The organism is Vibrio sp. MEBiC08052 (assembly GCF_001506075.1).
Lineage (GTDB): Bacteria > Pseudomonadota > Gammaproteobacteria > Enterobacterales > Vibrionaceae > Vibrio.
In genome coordinates this window covers 1,063,225-1,080,625 of sequence record NZ_KQ947475.1, presented here as the reverse complement: position 1 = coordinate 1,080,625, position 17,401 = coordinate 1,063,225, and the positions used below count along the sequence as shown (strand labels likewise).

General features: G+C 47.2%; 17 protein-coding genes. 4 read left to right on the top strand and 13 right to left on the bottom strand.

The features are described 5' to 3' along the window. Window positions 1-12: 12 nt before the first annotated feature. From VRK_RS04900 to VRK_RS04885, 4 genes are read right to left on the bottom strand one after another with little or no spacing between them, the layout of a single operon-like run. Window positions 13-768, bottom strand: a complete 756-nt coding sequence (locus VRK_RS04900; RefSeq protein WP_059120351.1) for a DUF1365 domain-containing protein — start codon at window positions 766-768, stop codon at window positions 13-15. Continuing rightward, window positions 765-2,042 (bottom strand): NAD(P)/FAD-dependent oxidoreductase, encoded by a 1,278-nt coding sequence (locus VRK_RS04895; protein WP_059120350.1) that lies wholly within the window; start codon window positions 2,040-2,042, stop codon window positions 765-767. Before VRK_RS04895 ends, VRK_RS04900 begins: the two co-directional genes overlap by 4 nt. Beyond that, window positions 2,039-2,779, bottom strand: a complete 741-nt coding sequence (locus tag VRK_RS04890) for an SDR family oxidoreductase (RefSeq protein ID WP_059120349.1) — start codon at window positions 2,777-2,779, stop codon at window positions 2,039-2,041. The genes VRK_RS04895 and VRK_RS04890 overlap by 4 nt, the downstream gene beginning before the upstream one ends. Next, window positions 2,776-3,198 (bottom strand): nuclear transport factor 2 family protein, encoded by a 423-nt coding sequence (locus VRK_RS04885; protein WP_059120348.1) that lies wholly within the window; start codon window positions 3,196-3,198, stop codon window positions 2,776-2,778. Before VRK_RS04885 ends, VRK_RS04890 begins: the two co-directional genes overlap by 4 nt. Window positions 3,199-3,589: 391 nt before the next feature. Between VRK_RS04885 and VRK_RS04880 the strand changes: the two genes are divergently transcribed. Beyond that, on the top strand, window positions 3,590-4,552 hold the full coding sequence (locus tag VRK_RS04880; RefSeq protein WP_059120347.1) for a hypothetical protein: 963 nt from the start codon (window positions 3,590-3,592) through the stop codon (window positions 4,550-4,552). A 270-nt stretch (window positions 4,553-4,822) separates the two neighbouring features. Beyond that, on the top strand, window positions 4,823-5,422 hold the full coding sequence (rrtA, locus tag VRK_RS04875) for a rhombosortase (protein WP_059120346.1): 600 nt from the start codon (window positions 4,823-4,825) through the stop codon (window positions 5,420-5,422). On the opposite strand, the gene VRK_RS04870 is transcribed toward rrtA, so the two are convergent. Beyond that, on the bottom strand, window positions 5,389-5,832 hold the full coding sequence (locus VRK_RS04870; protein WP_059120345.1) for a YcgN family cysteine cluster protein: 444 nt from the start codon (window positions 5,830-5,832) through the stop codon (window positions 5,389-5,391). The two genes, rrtA and VRK_RS04870, sit on opposite strands and share 34 nt — an antisense overlap. 137 nt (window positions 5,833-5,969) lie before the next feature. Between VRK_RS04870 and VRK_RS04865 the strand changes: the two genes are divergently transcribed. Then, the gene (locus VRK_RS04865) at window positions 5,970-6,242 is read left to right on the top strand and encodes a YkgJ family cysteine cluster protein (protein ID WP_059120344.1); all 273 of its coding nucleotides are present in this window, start codon (window positions 5,970-5,972) and stop codon (window positions 6,240-6,242) included. Between the two features lie 114 nt (window positions 6,243-6,356). Here VRK_RS04865 and recR read toward each other — a convergent pair whose 3' ends face one another. From recR to VRK_RS04840, 5 genes are all read right to left on the bottom strand, one after another. Beyond that, entirely contained in the window at window positions 6,357-6,959 is a 603-nt protein-coding gene (gene recR / locus VRK_RS04860) for a recombination mediator RecR (protein WP_059120343.1), read from the bottom strand. A 15-nt stretch (window positions 6,960-6,974) separates the two neighbouring features. After that, the gene (locus VRK_RS04855; protein ID WP_059120342.1) at window positions 6,975-7,304 is read right to left on the bottom strand and encodes a YbaB/EbfC family nucleoid-associated protein; all 330 of its coding nucleotides are present in this window, start codon (window positions 7,302-7,304) and stop codon (window positions 6,975-6,977) included. A gap of 139 nt (window positions 7,305-7,443) precedes the next feature. Next, complete coding sequence (dnaX, locus tag VRK_RS04850; RefSeq protein ID WP_059120341.1) at window positions 7,444-9,543, bottom strand: DNA polymerase III subunit gamma/tau; 2,100 nt, start codon at window positions 9,541-9,543, stop codon at window positions 7,444-7,446. A gap of 66 nt (window positions 9,544-9,609) precedes the next feature. After that, on the bottom strand, window positions 9,610-10,155 hold the full coding sequence (gene apt / locus VRK_RS04845; RefSeq protein WP_059122649.1) for an adenine phosphoribosyltransferase: 546 nt from the start codon (window positions 10,153-10,155) through the stop codon (window positions 9,610-9,612). A gap of 248 nt (window positions 10,156-10,403) precedes the next feature. Then, window positions 10,404-11,510, bottom strand: a complete 1,107-nt coding sequence (locus VRK_RS04840; protein WP_059120340.1) for a response regulator — start codon at window positions 11,508-11,510, stop codon at window positions 10,404-10,406. Between the two features lie 388 nt (window positions 11,511-11,898). Here VRK_RS04840 and VRK_RS04835 point away from each other — a divergent pair, with 388 nt between their 5' ends. Continuing rightward, on the top strand, window positions 11,899-12,774 hold the full coding sequence (locus VRK_RS04835; protein ID WP_059120339.1) for a LysR family transcriptional regulator: 876 nt from the start codon (window positions 11,899-11,901) through the stop codon (window positions 12,772-12,774). Window positions 12,775-12,878: 104 nt separating this feature from the next. On the opposite strand, the gene VRK_RS04830 is transcribed toward VRK_RS04835, so the two are convergent. The 3 genes from VRK_RS04830 to fadI all read right to left on the bottom strand — a co-directional run bounded on the left by VRK_RS04830 (window position 12,879) and on the right by fadI (window position 17,018). Further along, the gene (locus VRK_RS04830) at window positions 12,879-13,427 is read right to left on the bottom strand and encodes an NAD(P)H nitroreductase (RefSeq protein WP_059120338.1); all 549 of its coding nucleotides are present in this window, start codon (window positions 13,425-13,427) and stop codon (window positions 12,879-12,881) included. Between the two features lie 113 nt (window positions 13,428-13,540). Then, window positions 13,541-15,715, bottom strand: coding sequence for a fatty acid oxidation complex subunit alpha FadJ (gene fadJ, locus VRK_RS04825; RefSeq protein WP_082671312.1), 2,175 nt, complete (start codon window positions 15,713-15,715; stop codon window positions 13,541-13,543). After that, entirely contained in the window at window positions 15,708-17,018 is a 1,311-nt protein-coding gene (gene fadI, locus VRK_RS04820) for an acetyl-CoA C-acyltransferase FadI (RefSeq protein ID WP_059120337.1), read from the bottom strand. Before fadI ends, fadJ begins: the two co-directional genes overlap by 8 nt. Window positions 17,019-17,401: the final 383 nt, after the last annotated feature.

Here is a 17,401-nt window from a genome sequence, read left to right as displayed (position 1 = left end):
ATGGGTCTCATGTCAGCGGGACTTGGGATGAGAGTAAAACGGTGCACCTTTGAGCCATAGCTTCAACGCGTGCCAATAAATCCCAGTCAATACCTTGACCGTCATGATCGGTGTCCGAATCAACAATTTGAGCAAACTTTTTGAGGTAAAAGGCTGTGCTTTTAACGCCAGTGTGGCATCAAATTCCTTGGTTTCCCGATGACATGCCAAGTGCACCATCAGGGCATCCGATAATGGTTTCAGTTTCCATTGATACTGCTGTTCAACGGGATTAAATGGTGAAACATGGAAAGCCTTGTCGTGTATCCAGTTCTCGCCCTGCGCACCACGTTCTGCCGGAACCGCGTAATAGTGGCGCTCATTCCAAGGTGTATTACTGACCTCTGCAAGTAAGTAACGCCAAGTCCCTTGCTGATCATAAAGATAGTAAAAGTTCACCGGGCTGAAATAGAGACCGAAATAACGCAGGTGTACCACCGCGAATACTTTGCCGCGCACTTGCTCGCCTGTGAGCTGTAACACTTTATCCTGCACGGCTGTTTTCAAGTCTCCTTCCCCCAGATAATCAGCCCGGTGAAAACGTGCCCAGTGCCACCAGCGCTCCCCCAGCCCCCACACTTGTTGCCGGAGTATCGGCCACTCATCCAGATCGATACATGGCATAAATAACGAAGCACGAATCGAATGGGTAACCGGCGTGAAACGACGGTGACGTACATGGCCGACCATTAATGCACTACGTGTAACATCCGTTTGGCTGGTCATCATGCGACACCCTTGTCTCTGTTGACCACTTGGGATTGCAATTGTGTGATGACATCAAGTGCACTCCTTACCCCGTCTTCATGGAAACCGTTGTGCCAGTAAGCACCACAAAACCAAGTATGATTAACACCACTGATTTCTGATTTACGCTGCTGCGCGCGAACCGAAGATTCGGTAAAAACCGGATGATGATAGACAAACCGTCGGAGAATCTTGTCCGGGTCAATATACTCAGTGCTGTTGAGCGTGGCACAAAACGTTATGTCACTCTTAATGTGTTGCAAAATATTCATGTTGTAGGTCAGCGACGGGAGTTTCATCTCTTCACCCTCGTGACCATGCAACCAGTAATTCCAGGATGCCCATGCGGATTGACGCTTAGGAAGCAAACTTGTATCCGTATGCAGCACCACTTCGTTGGCCTGATAAGTCATTGCAGACAAAACTGAGGTTTCGCTCTGACTGGCATCGCCAAGCATGGCAAGCGCCTGATCGCTGTGACAGGCAAAAATAACCTCATCAAATGTTTCGACACCTTGTTCGGTCTCGACCTCAACGCCGAGCGGACTGCGTCTTACTTGCTTGACCGGTGTACTAAGGCGAATCCGATCCACATAGCCTTGAGTCAGTGGTTCAATATACGCCCGCGATCCGCCTTCAATCACATACCACTGTGGTCTGTCTGTGACATCCAATAATCCGTGATTGAGGAAAAAACGCAGAAAAAACATCAGCGGAAATGCGCGCATGTCCGCTAAAGTCGATGACCAAATTGCAGCGCCCATTGGCAAGATGTAGTTGTGACAGAAATAATCCGAAAAACGATGATGGGCCAGAAACTGTCCGAGGGTTTGCAACTGCAACTCAGGGGTGTCTGCTGCCGCTTTAGCAAGCTTATTGAAGCGTAGAATTTCACCGATAAAGCGGTAAAAACTGGGCTTCAACAAATTCCGTTTCTGCGCAAACAAAGTTGCTAATGTATGACCATTATACTCAAGCCCGTTGGCGTCATTACGCACACTGAAACTCATCTGTGTCGGAATCCCTCTGACCCCGGTTTCGTTCATCATGCGCATAAAATGGGGATAAGTCCGATCATTATAAACAATAAACCCGGTATCGACGGCATAGTGCTGACCAGCCACATTGACATCCACAGTCGCAGTATGCCCACCGATATAATCGTTCGCCTCAAACAACGTGATATCATGTTGCTCATGCAGGTAATAACCACACGTTAGTCCTGAAATCCCGGTGCCTATAATCGCAATTTTCATGATGTGGTCCTTTTCGGTGCAAAAAACCGACGCGCAAGCCGATATTGCCAACCATAGGGCAACATGCCCAACAACCGGATGATCCAAGTAAAACGAGCCGGAAAGTAAAGATTCGCAACCCCCTTCTCTAATCCTTTGCGAATCGACTGAGAAGCATTTTCTACCGAAACCATCATCGGCATCTCAAAAGTATTTTTCTCGGTCAGTGGCGTAGCAACAAATCCCGGAAATACACAAGTTACATCAATCCCTTTGCGAGCCCAGTCCAATCGTAACGACCTTGCCAGATACCCGACCGCAGCTTTGGATGCACCATAAGCTTCTGCACGAGGTAACGCCAGTTCACTGGCTATTGAGCCGACAATTGCCACACGATGACCCGATTTTAAATGTGGCTGAATTGCTTCAATCGTATTAGCTAGCCCCAGCACGTTAATCTGCATCACACGCGCCATAAGTTTTGCATCCATAACACCATCATTGATGTATTCACAGCCCCCGGCATTGAGGATCCACAATGTGGGTGTAAACGGCAGTTCACTCAGTATCGCAAGTGTTTGCTCAATATCAGTCAAATCAAACTGCAATGGGGTAATCGAAGCATGCTTATCACGCAGTTCATTCAGTACATCTTTATTTCTGCCGCAAGCGAGCACTTGCCACCCCTGTCGTGCATAGTCTTGTGCTAACTGCTTACCGATACCGGACGTCGCGCCGGTGATCAGTACACAACTCATTGCGCTAACCTCTGCTTAATCCAGCGAATAACACGACCAAGGAGTGGCAATTGTTCATACAGCATTTCACCCAAGTCAAAGTAGTCGCGGTGATAAATGACTTTGTTGTCCTGAAAACGAATATGTGTCGCACCCCGCACATTGACCAGTTGACCGTGACGGAGCTTCGGATGTTGCAAATGCATGGTCCAAGTCAGAAATCCACCATTGTGAATCGGGTGCTGCTCATGAACCGTAAAATCGCAACGTTCAACGTTTTGATAGAGGTTGGTGAAATAGTGAGACAGGGCGGCCACGCCCTCAATACGATGGACCGCATCTTCAAATACAATCGCGTCGTGATAGATATCGTTCAGTAGTGTATCCAGATTATGTTTGTTGAGCTGAGCATAAAACAGCGCAACGGTTTGAACATCCATGAGCAGACCTCATTTTGTTGTACAAGAAATATTTCCGTATAATTTATTAATTTAAGATAGTGCACTTTAAAAAGTTGTACAAATTTTATTTTGTATAACTTTTGTAAGAAAGATTTACATAGCTTACGGGGACACGCGCCTTAGCTCGAGCTTCGACGGGGACACACACCTATCGTTCTCGAACTTACGAGCGAGTTTACGAGGACAGACGCTTTAAGATTTATAGAGGGTCAGCGGACACACATCCAAATACACTTCTCTATTTCCGTGAAATATTTCATGGCCAATCAGGTATAAATTTGCATTCACTCGAAATAGTCCGAGTCACGACTTCTCTTTACTCTCTCATTCCTTCACGATTGGCTTATGTTTCATCATCTAAATTCAACCTATGACAACCGCCCGTTCACAACTCATCTGTCCTGAAGTGACACCGTATTATCACTGCGTTTCTCGTTGTGTCCGCCGCTCATTTCTATGTGGATACGACAGCTATAGCGGTCAATCGTATGAACATCGCCGTGAATGGGTTGAATCTCGAATTCTGTCGCTGTCTTCCATCTATTGCATCCGTATCTGTGCCTATGCAGTGATGAGTAATCACTATCACCTGGTCGCTTTTATTGATAAACAGGCCGCGCTGTCTCTTTCTCAACATCAAGTCGTTGAACGATGGTGTACCGAGCATCAGATGCCATCTTTGATCCAACGTTTTCTGTCCGGTCACTTGGCTTCTAAAGCAGAATACGAGGCTTGTGATCAAGTCATCGAGACTTGGCGCCAGCGACTCTACTCTCTCAGTTGGTTGATGAAAGAAATTAATTACGAGATTGCACTGCTCGCGAATCAAGAAGACCAGTGCACCGGGCGATTCTGGGAGGGACGATTCAAATCTCAGGCTTTACTTGATGACAAAGCGTTGCTGGCGGCTATGGCTTATGTTGATCTCAACCCGGTTCGGGCCGGTATCTCTGAAACGCCGGAACAATCGGAACATACATCGCTGAAAAAACGGCTGATTGCACTCGAACAAGGAAAAATAAAAATCCCCGAACTGGCTGATTTTATGGGATATGGACATCCGGATAAAAAACACGCAATTCCTTTCCGGCTAACAGACTATATTGAATTCGTAGACTGGGTCGGTCGGCAAATCCGAGCAGATAAGCGCGGTTATATCTCGCCTCAATTACCAAATATTTTAACGCGGCTATTGTTGTCCCAACAAGAATCTCTCACCCTTTGTACAACGTTGGAAAAGAAGCCAAGGCTCTGGATTGGTTCAGCAGAACGTCTGAACTTCGCCAAACATCACCTCAAACGGAAACGCATGATCGGCATTCATATTTCTTAATCGACGCAAAGCATTCAGCCTTAGTTTTTCCCCTTATCCTTGGGTTTTCGTTATACTCCAAAATCCGTACTTCACAAATTATTCCCCAGCCCTTTATCTGAGTTACATCCTACTTACGCTTAAAAATCCATCTAAAAACTTAAATGATGCTGAAAAATAAAACACACTCATCAATTGATTGAGGTCGGTGTGTGTCCTTTATCTTCTGTCGGATGCAGAAGGATGATAAGCTCAAGACAACGGGACAATCGTGGAACAAAGACAGGCCTTATGCGCTTTTTGACATTGAATACAATAACGCGATCCCATATCTATCTCACCCTTAGTCTGATCAGTATCATATGTATCCTCGCTCAATTCTCTCCGCTTGCGGATATGCTGGTCTGGGACAAACAAGCTATCACGCAAGGTCAATGGTGGCGGATCGTAACAGGAAACTTCACCCATACCAATACAACCCACCTAGCGATGAATCTGATTGCACTCTGGCTAATTACCTTGATTTTTCGTCCCTCAGTCCGCGCACTCTGGCAACAACTACTGCTATTGAGTTTGTTGATTGGCATCGGGCTTTTCTGGAGCGATCTTGATTTCTATGTCGGACTGTCCGGTACATTGCATGGCCTGTTTGCCAGCTTCGCACTGAGTGAAGCTTTGCAAGGCAGGAAAAGTAGCTGGCTGCTCGTTGTGGGTGTATGTGGCAAGGTCATCTGGGAGCAGTGTTTCGGTGCTTCCGAGGCAACTCAGGCGCTCATTGAAGCACCGGTTGCCATTCAGGCGCATTTGCTCGGTCTGGCGGGAGGGTTGCTCTTCGGATTCAGTACCCGAATCAAGGCTTATTTGGGTTCAGTCGGCTTGTTCAAAATATGATCTTCCCAGCTCACCACATCAATCTCATAAACGACTTTGTTGCGGACGCTCTCTCCGGCAGCGTGCATGGCTGATTTAGAGCCCGTGATTAACGGGTGCCATGCGGGCAGCGGTTGATGTTGAGCTAACAAACGATAAGCACAGGTTTCCGGTAACCAGTGAAATTCATCGATATTTTCCCGGGTCAGTTTCAGACATTCCTCACCGGATTGAAAACGGTTGGGGTAATCCTTGCAGGCACATGTTTTACTGTTCAGCCAACTACAAGCCACATTGGTGTAGTAAACTTCTTCGGTATCTTCATCCATTAGCTTATGTAAGCAACATTTGCCACAGCCGTCACACAGCGATTCCCACTCGCTTTCGCTCATCTCATCTAATGATTTGGTTTGCCAGAATGGAATAGTCATATTTGTACTTTTGTGGTTATGGATCCGGATACGGGTTATACCTGCCCTCAACAAAGAGTTCAAGCATAAACGTATGCCAATTGGGATTCAGTCTGCTATGATCCGCTGTTTTGAATCATGATGACTCTAGAGGATTTATGGAATGTCGCTTAGGCTGTGGCGCCTGCTGTATCGCACCGAGTATTTCTTCCCCGATTCCGGGAATGCCTGACGGAAAACCGGCTGGGGTTCGCTGTGTCCAATTAGATGAAAACAATCTCTGTAAACTGTTCGGGTCCGATGATCGTCCTCAGGTGTGTAGTGATTTCAAAAGTGATGAGGCAATCTGTGGTACCAGCAATCAAGAGGCACTGACGATTATCAGTGAGCTGGAAAACACCACGTTTTCGCCATCGCAGCAGTCACGCTGAATCACGCGATAAGGATAAGATTGTATTTATCTCTGCATCATCCAAATACAACATGCGAGAGATTCGATATGACGAATGTCTCGCATGATTGATGGCTAAAAACATGAGATAAAATCAGGAGAGTCGCTGGCGTCCCATGATCGAGTGGGACAGCGTCGTCCCATCTACCAGTTCTAGCTCACCGCCAACAGGCACGCCATGCGCGATACGACTCGCTGAAACATGATGAGCCTGGCACAAATCGGCAATATAGTGTGCCGTTGCCTCTCCTTCGACGGTCGGATTGGTCGCCAAAATCACTTCGGTAATATCGCCTTGTTGCAAGTGAAAATCGAGCAGATCCAAACCGATATCTGCGGGGCCAATACCATCCAATGGTGATAAATGTCCCATGAGAACAAAGTAACGGCCCGAGAACTGTCCTGTCGCTTCAACGGCTGCAATATCCGCTGGGCTTTCCACCACACAGAGCTGACCATTTTCCTGTCGTTTGGGATTTTTGCAAATATGGCAAACATCCTCTTCGGTAAAGGTCCGGCACGTCTGACAATGGCCAATTTCAGTCATTGCCTGATTCAGCGCATCCGCTAGGCGGAGCCCCCCCTGACGATCACGCTGTAACAAATGAAAAGCCATGCGTTGTGCTGACTTGGGGCCGACCCCGGGCAGACAACGCAAGGCTTCCATCAGATGTTCCAGCATTTGACTGGTACGCATAAATTTACTGAACCATTAAAATGGCATCTTCATACCGGGAGGAAGTTGCATTCCACCCGTCACGGATGACATTTTCTCTTTTTGGGTTTCTTCAATACGACGGGCAGCATCATTAAAGGCAGCAGCAACCAAATCTTCAACCATTTCTTTATCGTCTTCCATCAGACTTTCATCGATTTCGACCCGGCGAACGCTATGACTACCGGTCATAGTCACTTTCACCAGACCGGCACCAGCTTCACCAGTGACTTCCATATTTGCAATTTCTTCTTGAAGCTTCTGCATACGCTCTTGCATTTGCTGGGCTTGCTTCATCAGGTTGCCCATTCCGCCTTTACCAAACATGTTTATCTCTCTGTCATTGATATATTACACATACTGTGGGGGTTCCCTGCCGGGAATTCAACCCCCTTCTTAGGCCTACGTTTTACACCCGATTCTGACGCTCATTTTTAACGTCGACACCGGATAAACATTAAGCGAATTAAACCGGACGGACACTCTCTTGATCTAACTGTGCCTGAAAACGTTGCTGGATAAATTGAACATTGGGATCATCGTTCAAACTCACGAACGCCTGTTCCAGTTTTGCTTGATAATGCAGCTCCCGACGTTCCAACGGTGTCACTCCGTCATCCGCCACTCGAATCTCTAATGCACAAGCCATTCCCAGCACATGTTCAAATGCTTCTTTCAAAATAGCTTGCGCTTTATCGGTATTCAAATGCGCCTGATGGGCACGTAACGATAAATGAACCGTATTACCTTCCAGTTGATAGGATGCATTCAGCGCTAACTGCTCGATAAGTTTCGGCAAATTCAACTGCGGTATGAGCGCGGCCCACTCATCTTCTTGAATGACTTCATCGGTCAGTCTGGCCGCCATTTCCGGAGTTTTTTCATGCGTCAATGCCTGTTTCAGTGCTGCCGGTGTGATGGACTTATCGACGGGTGTGTCCGGAACTTCTATTGTCGGACGCCATTGATAAGGCTCAGCTGCATCCACTGCGGTCTCTGCATCCAATTGAGAATCAACGTCCGACGGCATCAGAAGATCATCATTCCGCTTTTGCATCAGCCGATCAAAAACCGAATCTGATTTTGTTGATGCCGTTTCAGACTTTTTTGTCGGTGTACCTTTGGTCGATGATCCTGACGACTGGACAGACTGACGTTGAGAACGAAGCTGATGTCTCAGGCCAACGCGTGGTGAGGATGAGTTGTCATGCACTGTCGGTGCGACTGACGCTTCACTATCAGCCGGAGCTGGTGACTCGGTTTCAGCGACAGACTGAGAAACATGATTTGTATTTGCAGTCACATCTGGCGCAGTATGCGCTATCTCAGACGTTTCGCGTTGATATTCCGGCTGAATCTGAGACGGCATTGATGTAGCAGGCGCTATTGTTGATGCAGTCGGACCATTCACCATAGGTGCCGGTTTTTGCGTTGCAACATCAGAACTAACCTCAGTACTGATGCCATGAACAGGTGAAACTGCAACCGGACGGAAAGCCAGCATACGTAGTAATACCATTTCCAGACCGATGCGCGGTGTCGGCGAGAGTGGCAAATCTTCCCGACCTTTCAATGCAATCTGATAAAACAGTTGAGCATCTTCTGCACTCAGATCTTGTGCCAGTTGCTTAATTTTCTCTGCATCCGGCTGCAATTTATCTAACGTCGAAGGCAGCATTTGATACATTGCAACCCGATGAATTTGAGTGGCAAGCGATTGCAACAATGCATCCCATGCGATGCCATTCGCCGCAATCTGTTCGACGTAGGCCATCACGGTTTGAGGCTGCTTGTGACTTAATGCCTGCAAGAGATGAAGTGCTTGATCAGTATCAATGGTTCCCAACATGTGAGACACAAGGTTGGCCTGAATCGACCCATCTCCGAGTGCAATGGCCTGATCCGTCAGACTCAGTGCATCTCGCATACTGCCATCGGCTGCATGAGCGATCATGCCCAAAGCGCGCGCCTCGGCAGTGACTTGTTCCTCATTGAGAATGAACGCGAGCTGCTGCTCAATGTGATCGATGCCAATCGGTTTTAAGTGAAACTGCAAACAGCGGGACAGAATGGTCACCGGTAATTTCTGAGGATCCGTCGTTGCCAGTAAGAATTTGACATATTCTGGTGGTTCTTCCAGCGTTTTTAGCAGTGCATTGAAACTGTGACGGGACAGCATATGGACTTCATCGATCAGATAGACCTTAAACCGCCCCCGGGCAGGCTTATACTGCACATTATCCAGCAATTCGCGGGTATCTTCGACTTTCGTGCGCGATGCTGCATCGATTTCAAGTAAATCGACAAACCGGCCCTGTTCGATTTCCTGACAAGCAGCACACTGCCCACAAGGATGGGCGGTAATGCCGGTTTCACAGTTCAGCCCCTTAGCAAATAACCGTCCGATTGTGGTTTTCCCTACCCCTCTCGTACCACTGAAAAGATAGGCATGGTGCAGTCGATTCTGTGCCAATGCATTTTCCAAAGCTGACAGTACATGTGCCTGTCCGACAACTTCAGAAAACTGCGCTGGTCGCCACTTTCTTGCTAATGCTAGATAACTCATCAATTATTCCGTTTACACTTTCTGTTCATCATTCAAATCTGTGCTGATCATGAATGATCGTCAGCCTTAGTGGCCTTCGAAATCACAAATACTGAAAATCTCTAAGCCTAAAGCTTCCAGACGCTTGTCGCCGCCTAATTCAGGCAAATTAATCACAAAGCCGGCGTGTTCAGCTTTACCTCCTAATTGTCGAATCAGCTTGCTCGTCGCTTCAACCGTGCCACCGGTAGCTAGTAGATCATCAATAATCAAGACCTGATCATTTGCTTGAATCGCATCGACATGAATTTCTAGCATATCGATACCGTATTCCAGTTCATAAGACTCAGCCAGCGTCTTTCTCGGGAGTTTCCCCGGTTTACGAACGGGCACAAATCCGACCCCCAACTCAATCGCTAACGGTGCACCAAAGAGAAATCCTCGCGCTTCCGTTCCGACGACTTTGGTAAATCCCATATTTTTATATCGTTCAACCAGCAGTTGGATCGTTGCCCGATATGCTTGCGCATCTTCCATCAGGCTGGTGACATCACGAAACAGAATGCCTGGTTTCGGATAATCCGGGATACTCTTAATGCTGGATTTAATTAGTGAAATTGTGTCTGTAGTCATCATCTATGTCTATTTGTCTGGATACCCGCATCAAACTGGCTTGTTGATTGAAGTTCGCGCGGTCTCAGTAAAAAAACAAGCATACCACCTCAAAATTGGTAGTGCCTAAAAAAACAAACGCCCACTCGAAGAGTGGGCACACTTCTCGCTCATGCTAGTGATTTTCTTCGGACTTCGCAACAGGGTCTTCAACCGGAATCGCGTGAAAAGTGCATAATGCAATGATGAGCAACAAAAGTAATGTCGTTTTATGATTCGGTTTTTTGGCTGATATTCAGTGAAAATGAACTAATACCGAGACGACTAACAGAAATCTCGGAACTTTCTCGTAATGGTAAATCCTGTGTGATGAAATTTTTCCGGCAGTTGTCGCCCAGAGAAACGCCACCGGCAATATGCTGACTATTTTGACCGTTACTCCAGAAGCAATCCATGCCAGCTGGCAAAATCGACAACGTCCCATCGCTGAGATCTGCAATACCAATCATGGCTGAAATTGAGCAGGCGCATTCGGTACAGTTAATACCTTTCTCTAAGATATCAGCCAGATCTTTCAAATCAGCGCCCATCGATTTCAGGCTACGCAGATAGTCATGGAACAGAGCACGGATCAATAAAGTCGTCGCGATGCCATCACACGACTGAGACCCTGAATCCACAATATAGAAAGCATATTGACCGTTCATGAGCCAAGCATAATCAAATACGAGAGGCATGGTTTCGGCAGACTGCAGCAAACGATAACTACATCGCCATACGCCCTGACTGGTGTCATTTTCCGGCAACAACGCATTGAGCAGTTCCCGGGCTGCACTCAAATTCTGCTGTAAATATTCCAGATGCCAATATAATTCCTGTTCTTCTGGAATATCCCCACCATCTTCGACTTGAAACCACTGGCTGGAGAAATCACGTTGATCCGAGACATGACTCTGTGTATCACTCAAGGTATTGGCAATCGCTTGTCCTAAATGAGAATAGTCACTGATCGGTTTAGAGAGGAAATCTTTAATACCGTGCTTCAACGCGCGTGCAACATCGGACATGTCATCAGTCGCGGAGATGACAATCATCGGTAAACAGGGATAAGCCAGACTCACTTCTTCAACAAATTCCAAACCGCTCAAAACCGGCATTGAAATATCACAGATCACCAAATCAGGACGTTGCACCCTCAATTGTTTTAGCCCTGCCAAACCGTCTTCAGCTTCATCAACGGTGCATCCCTGAGACAGGAGATAGCCGCTGGTAATCCGCCGAAAAACCGGATCGTCATCAACAATGAGGATCATTTTATTACTTAACGGTGTTTGCCCAGAAAATTTCTCTGAGTCAGGAAATTCGGGTTTAAACATACTAACTGCCTCACAAACGCAAAATGTGGAGAAAGTGAGTTCAAAAGCTTCGCTGGGTAAAACACCTCATCACGAATTTATTATTGAGAATTATAATAGCTTTTACTAAAAGTAGCCTCTTCGGGCCATTAGTACAAACGTTTCACTTTCGTTTTGCATCTTATACTATACATTAAAACACCGGTTCAAATAGTCATGCACCACAACAAATATTATTTTTAAATGCAAAAATAAGCTTCAAATTCTATGTTCCACTGCCATTCTTACGGATATACACTATGTTTGGAAAATGAGTTTTCGATAAACATGTTGATATGCCTCAAACTTTGACAATTCAGTTCCGTGTATATAGGTGAAACCCGTTAATTAACCGTTATGTCAGGAAACTATGAAATTAGACGACTTAAATCTATTCCGCTTGGTAGTCGAGAATGGCAGTTACACAGCGACATCACGGAGAACCCTGATACCGGTGGCAACTATCACCCGGCGTATTCAGGCGCTTGAAGATTCGCTGAATTTAAGATTACTCAACCGCCATGCCCGCAAATTATCGCTGACTGAAGCGGGTGAGCGTTTCTTCAAAGAGTGTTCTCCTCTTTTACAACGCTTATCGATGGCCGCTGAAGAAATCAGTGACGAATGTCGGGGGGCATCAGGCAAGATAAGAATATCGGCCCCCTCAAACCTGACGAAACGAATGATGATGCCGATGTTTACGGCTTTCATGCAAAACTATCCAGAGATCAACCTTGAGCTCACGACGAGTAACCATGCTGACCAGCTCGATCCCACCGAGTGGGATGTCATTTTTCGGGTCGGTCCTCAACGTGATTCTTCGCTCATTGCCCGAAAAATTAATGAAGTCAAAGATATTCTTGTCGCCAGTCCGACCTATCTGGCAAAACACCCGGCACCACATCACGCTGAAGAACTCACTCACCATTCACTGCTTAAAGGGAATCCGCTGCTAAAATGGCAACTGACGAATACCAAGGGTGAACATGTGACCAATAATGAACGGGGACGGTTTCAGGCCAATACACTAGATGTCATCCGAATGGCCTGTTCTGAGGGATTAGGCATTACGCTCATGCCGGACGTTATGATCAAAGAATATCTGGAAGTCGGTGAATTGGTTCAGATTCTGGAAGACTGGAGCGCCAACTCCAGAGATATCTATATGCTTTACAATCACAAAGATCATCTGCCCGAGAAAGTCAGACTCTTTATTGATTTCATCATGTCATATCATATGGATTAATAACGACATCTGGTCAGTTCAGAAATCGGTGAATCACCCCGACACAAAATCATCAGGATGATTCACGCTCGTCAAGACTCAATACATTGACGACTGCACTTATCTTATAAGTATTCAACAAAACGGGACAAATTTCGGTCAGGTACTTTCATCGGTTCAAGCAACGGTGTTCCCAAGTAGAGAAAACCGACGATCTCATCATCACCTTCAAGACCAAAAGCCTGATGAACTAATGGATGGAACATCCATTTACCGGAACGCCACACGCCCTGAAATCCCTGAGCCTGCGCTGCCATATGCATGGCCTGAACGGCACATCCGGCCGATAAGTGCTGCTCCAATGCCGGGACTTTCTCATGGGGTGTAACTTTGGCAATCACAGTAATCACCATTGGGGCTCGGAAAGGCGCATTTTTAACTTTTTCAAGCTGCGCTTCATCACCATTATCAGCAATCACAGCTTGCACTAAAATATCCGATAATTTCTTTAATCCGTGCTCTTGGGCAATCACAAAACGCCAAGGCATTAACCCGCCATGATCCGGTGCCCGAAGCCCCGCCCGGATAATATTTTCCAATACTTTCCCTTCTGGCGCAGGTGCGCCTAATTTCGCAACGGAGCGGCGATTCAGTAGTAACTCTAGTGCATCCATTTTTCGTCCTTTTGGCCGACAGTTTGACAGTCCAAATTAGCATACACTAGCTTTATCGAGTCTCCAATGGTTCTGCGACCGGGCAGCATATTCACCCGACTCAGCATCATTACTCAACCAACCTGTGATGTTTTATCGGGACTTTTCTCTGAATAACTTTCCTCTGAATAAAATGGCTGCTGATTTTCCAGACGCGCCATTAATGCCGGACACGGCTGACAAAGGTCACCAGACAGCCGCTGCATTTGTTCGACAATCTGCGGTAACCCGGCCTGATCCATATACCGGAAAGGCCCGCCTAAAAACGGTGGGAAACCGATTCCGAAAATGGCACCGATATCTCCGTCACGAGCATGGCGAATCACTGACTGGTCAAGACACATGACCGCTTCGTTGAACAGCGGCAGTACACAGCGTAATGCAATATCGTGATGACTGAGTGACACTTGTTCGCGAATTTTCAGCTGACGGTAGATCGAACGATCCGGCTGTTTTTTCTTGCCTTTATAGCGATAAAATCCCAACCCGGACTTACGCCCTTTTCTCCCATCACTGATGAGTTGTTCCAATGCTGATGGGATGAGGAAGCGCTCACCCAATTCTTGAACGAGAATCGGTGAGATCTTAAAAGCTACATCAAACCCGACTTCATCAAGTAACGTCATCGGACCGACCGGGAAGCCGAAATCGACCAACGCCTGATCAATTTTCTCGATCGGCTCACCATCAAGCAAACACTGTACGGCGCCATTAATATAGAGGGCAAGAATACGATTGACATAAAATCCGGCACTGTCCTGAACAATAATCGGGGTTTTCCCTTGTTGATAGGCTAACCGGACAACCGTCGCAACGGTTTCAGGTGTTGTCCCCTGATGGGGAATCACTTCAACCAACGGCATTTTTTCGACCGGGCTAAAATAGTGTAAGCCGACGATGTTTTCCGGCCGGGCGGCGTGAGCCGCAATGTCATGAATCGGCAGAGATGAGGTGTTGGACGCAAAAATCGTGTGCTCCCCGGTATGTGATTCGATCGATGCCACCATCTCTTGTTTCAGTTTTAAATCTTCAAACACCGCTTCAATCACCACATCGGTTTCACCAAAGCCGGAAAAATCGACGCTGCCAGACACCATTGCCATTGTCGCCCGCACGTCCGCTTCAGAGAGATATTTCCGCTGACATTTTTTATTCAAGCGCTGATAAATATACTGAAATGCATGCAGCACACCCTGATGGCTGACATCCTTGATCCTGATCCGCTTTTTAGCCTTATCAACCGTGACATAGCCGATACCGGCACCCATCAGTCCACCGCCTAAAATCGAGACATGTTGAACCGCTTTCCCCCGGTCATCCGCTCTCATTTCCCGTTTGAGCGCAGTTGTGGCGAGAAAAATCGACCGTAATGCCTGAGATTCGCTGGTCATCGCCAAGCGACCAAACGCCTGAGACTCTTTGCTCAGCCCGATACTCATACCGTCATCGAGCCCTTGTTGAATCACGTCTAAGATAGTATCAATTGCCGGATAATGATGCTTCGCCTTCGCCTGTGCTTTCTTACGCGCCTGTTCGATCACCCAATGACGGACCGTTTTCAACGCCAGCACACCTCTTGTCAGCCGCTTTTTCCAGCTTGAGCGGATCTTAAAGTCAGTCGGTTTTTCGATGATCATCCGCGCCGCATTCAATAGCCCATCCTTCGCGACACAAGCGTTGACCAGACCCAGTTTCAATGCTTGTTTACTACGAACCTTTTTACCTGTCAGAATCAGATCGAGTGCGGGCAGTAATCCAATCAAACGCGGGAGCCGTTGTGTGCCTCCCGAACCGGGTAACAAGCCCAGTTGAACTTCTGGTAAGCCCAAAGCCGTGACCGGGTCATCACTACATATCCGATAATCACACGCTAATGCCAGTTCAAGCCCGCCGCCCAGACATGCGCCATGGATCGCAGCAACCACCGGAAACGGCAACGCTTCTATTTTGTGAAAAATATCCTGTCCCATTTTTGCCAGACTCGCAGCATCTTCGGCCGATTGGCACTGCTCGAACATGGTGATGTCTGCACCGACAATAAAATTATCCGGTTTGCGGGAATAAATCACCAAGCCTTTGACGTGCTGCTCCGCTTGCGACAAATCAGCAAGAATGGCGTCAATTTCATCGCTAAATGATGCTTTCAGCGTATTCATGCTTTCCTCTGGCACATCCAGCGCCAGCCAAGCAAGATCGTCTTCAATCGTCAGATGAAAACTTCCCTGCTCAGAATGATGCAATTCAGTCATGATCAACCTCCAGTACCAATGCAGACCCTAAACCACCCGCAGCACATGCAGTCACCAAACCGAAACCGCCATTTCTGCGCTTCAGCTCATGAAGTAACTGTGTGACCAGTCTGGCCCCCGTTGCCGCAAACGGATGACCATACGCAATCGAGCCGCCGGAAACATTAAACCGTGTCATATCGACCTCTCCGATAGGATGACTGCGTCCAATCTGCTTGGCAAAACCGGGGCTGGCAAACATTTTCAGATTTGCCAGCACCTGAGATGCAAACGCTTCATGCATTTCGATCAGCGATATATCCGCTAATGTCAGCCCCGCCCTTTCTAAGGCAAGCGGTGTCGCATACGCCGGCCCCATCAGCATATCCTGTTTGACCGGGATGGCTTGATAAGCATAAGAGCGTAAATAACCTAAGATTGGCAGTCCTAATTCTTTCGCGCGCTGCTCACGCATAATCAACATCGCTGCGGCACCGTCGGTTAAGGGGGTACTGTTGGCTGCGGTGACCGTGCCGAAACGGCGATCGAACGCAGGCCGTAATTTGCGGTATGCGTCACGGGAGGTATCCGCCCGTAAGTTATTATCCTGAGCCAGCACTTCGTGATAAGGTTTTGGGTATGCGGTCATCACTTCAGCGCTCAATTGACCAGACGCCCACGCTGCGGCGGCTTTCTGATGAGACTGAAAGGCCAGTTCATCCTGATCTTCCCGGCTGATTTGATAAGTTTTTGCCATTTGCTCAGCCGTATCCCCCATCGACAAACCGGTAGAATACTCGGCAATTGCAGGTGGAACCGGTAATAAATCACGAAATTTCATGCGCTTAAAGGCCCGAATCTTTTTCGTCAGGGTTTTCGCTTTCGAGCTGGCTAATAATGCAGATGCCAATGTTTTAGACACACCAATTGGCAGGACAGACGAAGAGTCCGCCCCACCGACAATGGCAATATCAACGTTACCGCACAAAATACTTTCTGATGCTGCGGTCAATGCTTGTAAACTTGTCGCACAGGCACGTGTTACGCTGTAGGCATCCGTATGAACATCCAGTCCGGCATTCAACACGATCTCCCGGGCAATATTGGGGGCTTCAGGCATTTGGATCACCTGACCAAAAACCACTTGGTCGATTAATTGCTTATCAATCCCCGTGCGTTGCAGTAATTCATTCACCACCATGGTTCCCAATTCAATCGCGGTGACTTGGCGGAACGCTGTCCACTGACGGGCAAAAGGAGTGCGAATACCACTCACAATCGCGACTCGCTCCCCTGCGTGTGTCCGGCATAGTTTTGTCGCCATATGATGTCCTTATAGATTAGAGGTCTGACCTGTTAGGATTGTAGCTAAATTGTTAACAGGTGCCAAACACCCCCACTCATTTTCTGTTGCAAAAATGCATTTTCTTTTTCAAAAAGAGTGACTAAGCACATTTTGATCACGGTTGACTCAGATGAAAAATGATTGGGTGACCGCGCGACATCACATCACGAAGGGAATCAAAGCAGATATAGAAGCAAAAAAAAACCACACAAAACTGTGTGGTTGGAATGTATAAAGCAATTAACTTACGCCAATTGAAAAATCAGTTTCCTGATTAGGAGAAAGTAAAGTCAGCCTTCAAAAGGAAGTGTCATCTTGCTCAACATGTTAACCTGACGGCTAACCAGATGACATGAGCTACT

Bases quoted from the DNA above. Each gene is read 5' to 3' on its own strand.
- VRK_RS04900 (WP_059120351.1), bottom strand. From the start codon at position 768: ATGATGACCAGCCAAACGGATGTTACACGTAGTGCATTAATGGTCGGC.
- VRK_RS04895 (WP_059120350.1), bottom strand. From the start codon at position 2,042: ATGAAAATTGCGATTATAGGCACCGGGATTTCAGGACTAACGTGTGGT.
- VRK_RS04890 (WP_059120349.1), bottom strand. From the start codon at position 2,779: ATGAGTTGTGTACTGATCACCGGCGCGACGTCCGGTATCGGTAAGCAG.
- VRK_RS04885 (WP_059120348.1), bottom strand. From the start codon at position 3,198: ATGGATGTTCAAACCGTTGCGCTGTTTTATGCTCAGCTCAACAAACAT.
- VRK_RS04880 (WP_059120347.1), top strand. From the start codon at position 3,590: ATGACAACCGCCCGTTCACAACTCATCTGTCCTGAAGTGACACCGTAT.
- rrtA (WP_059120346.1), top strand. From the start codon at position 4,823: ATGCGCTTTTTGACATTGAATACAATAACGCGATCCCATATCTATCTC.
- VRK_RS04870 (WP_059120345.1), bottom strand. From the start codon at position 5,832: ATGACTATTCCATTCTGGCAAACCAAATCATTAGATGAGATGAGCGAA.
- VRK_RS04865 (WP_059120344.1), top strand. From the start codon at position 5,970: ATGGAATGTCGCTTAGGCTGTGGCGCCTGCTGTATCGCACCGAGTATT.
- recR (WP_059120343.1), bottom strand. From the start codon at position 6,959: ATGCGTACCAGTCAAATGCTGGAACATCTGATGGAAGCCTTGCGTTGT.
- VRK_RS04855 (WP_059120342.1), bottom strand. From the start codon at position 7,304: ATGTTTGGTAAAGGCGGAATGGGCAACCTGATGAAGCAAGCCCAGCAA.
- dnaX (WP_059120341.1), bottom strand. From the start codon at position 9,543: ATGAGTTATCTAGCATTAGCAAGAAAGTGGCGACCAGCGCAGTTTTCT.
- apt (WP_059122649.1), bottom strand. From the start codon at position 10,155: ATGACTACAGACACAATTTCACTAATTAAATCCAGCATTAAGAGTATC.
- VRK_RS04840 (WP_059120340.1), bottom strand. From the start codon at position 11,510: ATGTTTAAACCCGAATTTCCTGACTCAGAGAAATTTTCTGGGCAAACA.
- VRK_RS04835 (WP_059120339.1), top strand. From the start codon at position 11,899: ATGAAATTAGACGACTTAAATCTATTCCGCTTGGTAGTCGAGAATGGC.
- VRK_RS04830 (WP_059120338.1), bottom strand. From the start codon at position 13,427: ATGGATGCACTAGAGTTACTACTGAATCGCCGCTCCGTTGCGAAATTA.
- fadJ (WP_082671312.1), bottom strand. From the start codon at position 15,715: ATGACTGAATTGCATCATTCTGAGCAGGGAAGTTTTCATCTGACGATT.
- fadI (WP_059120337.1), bottom strand. From the start codon at position 17,018: ATGGCGACAAAACTATGCCGGACACACGCAGGGGAGCGAGTCGCGATT.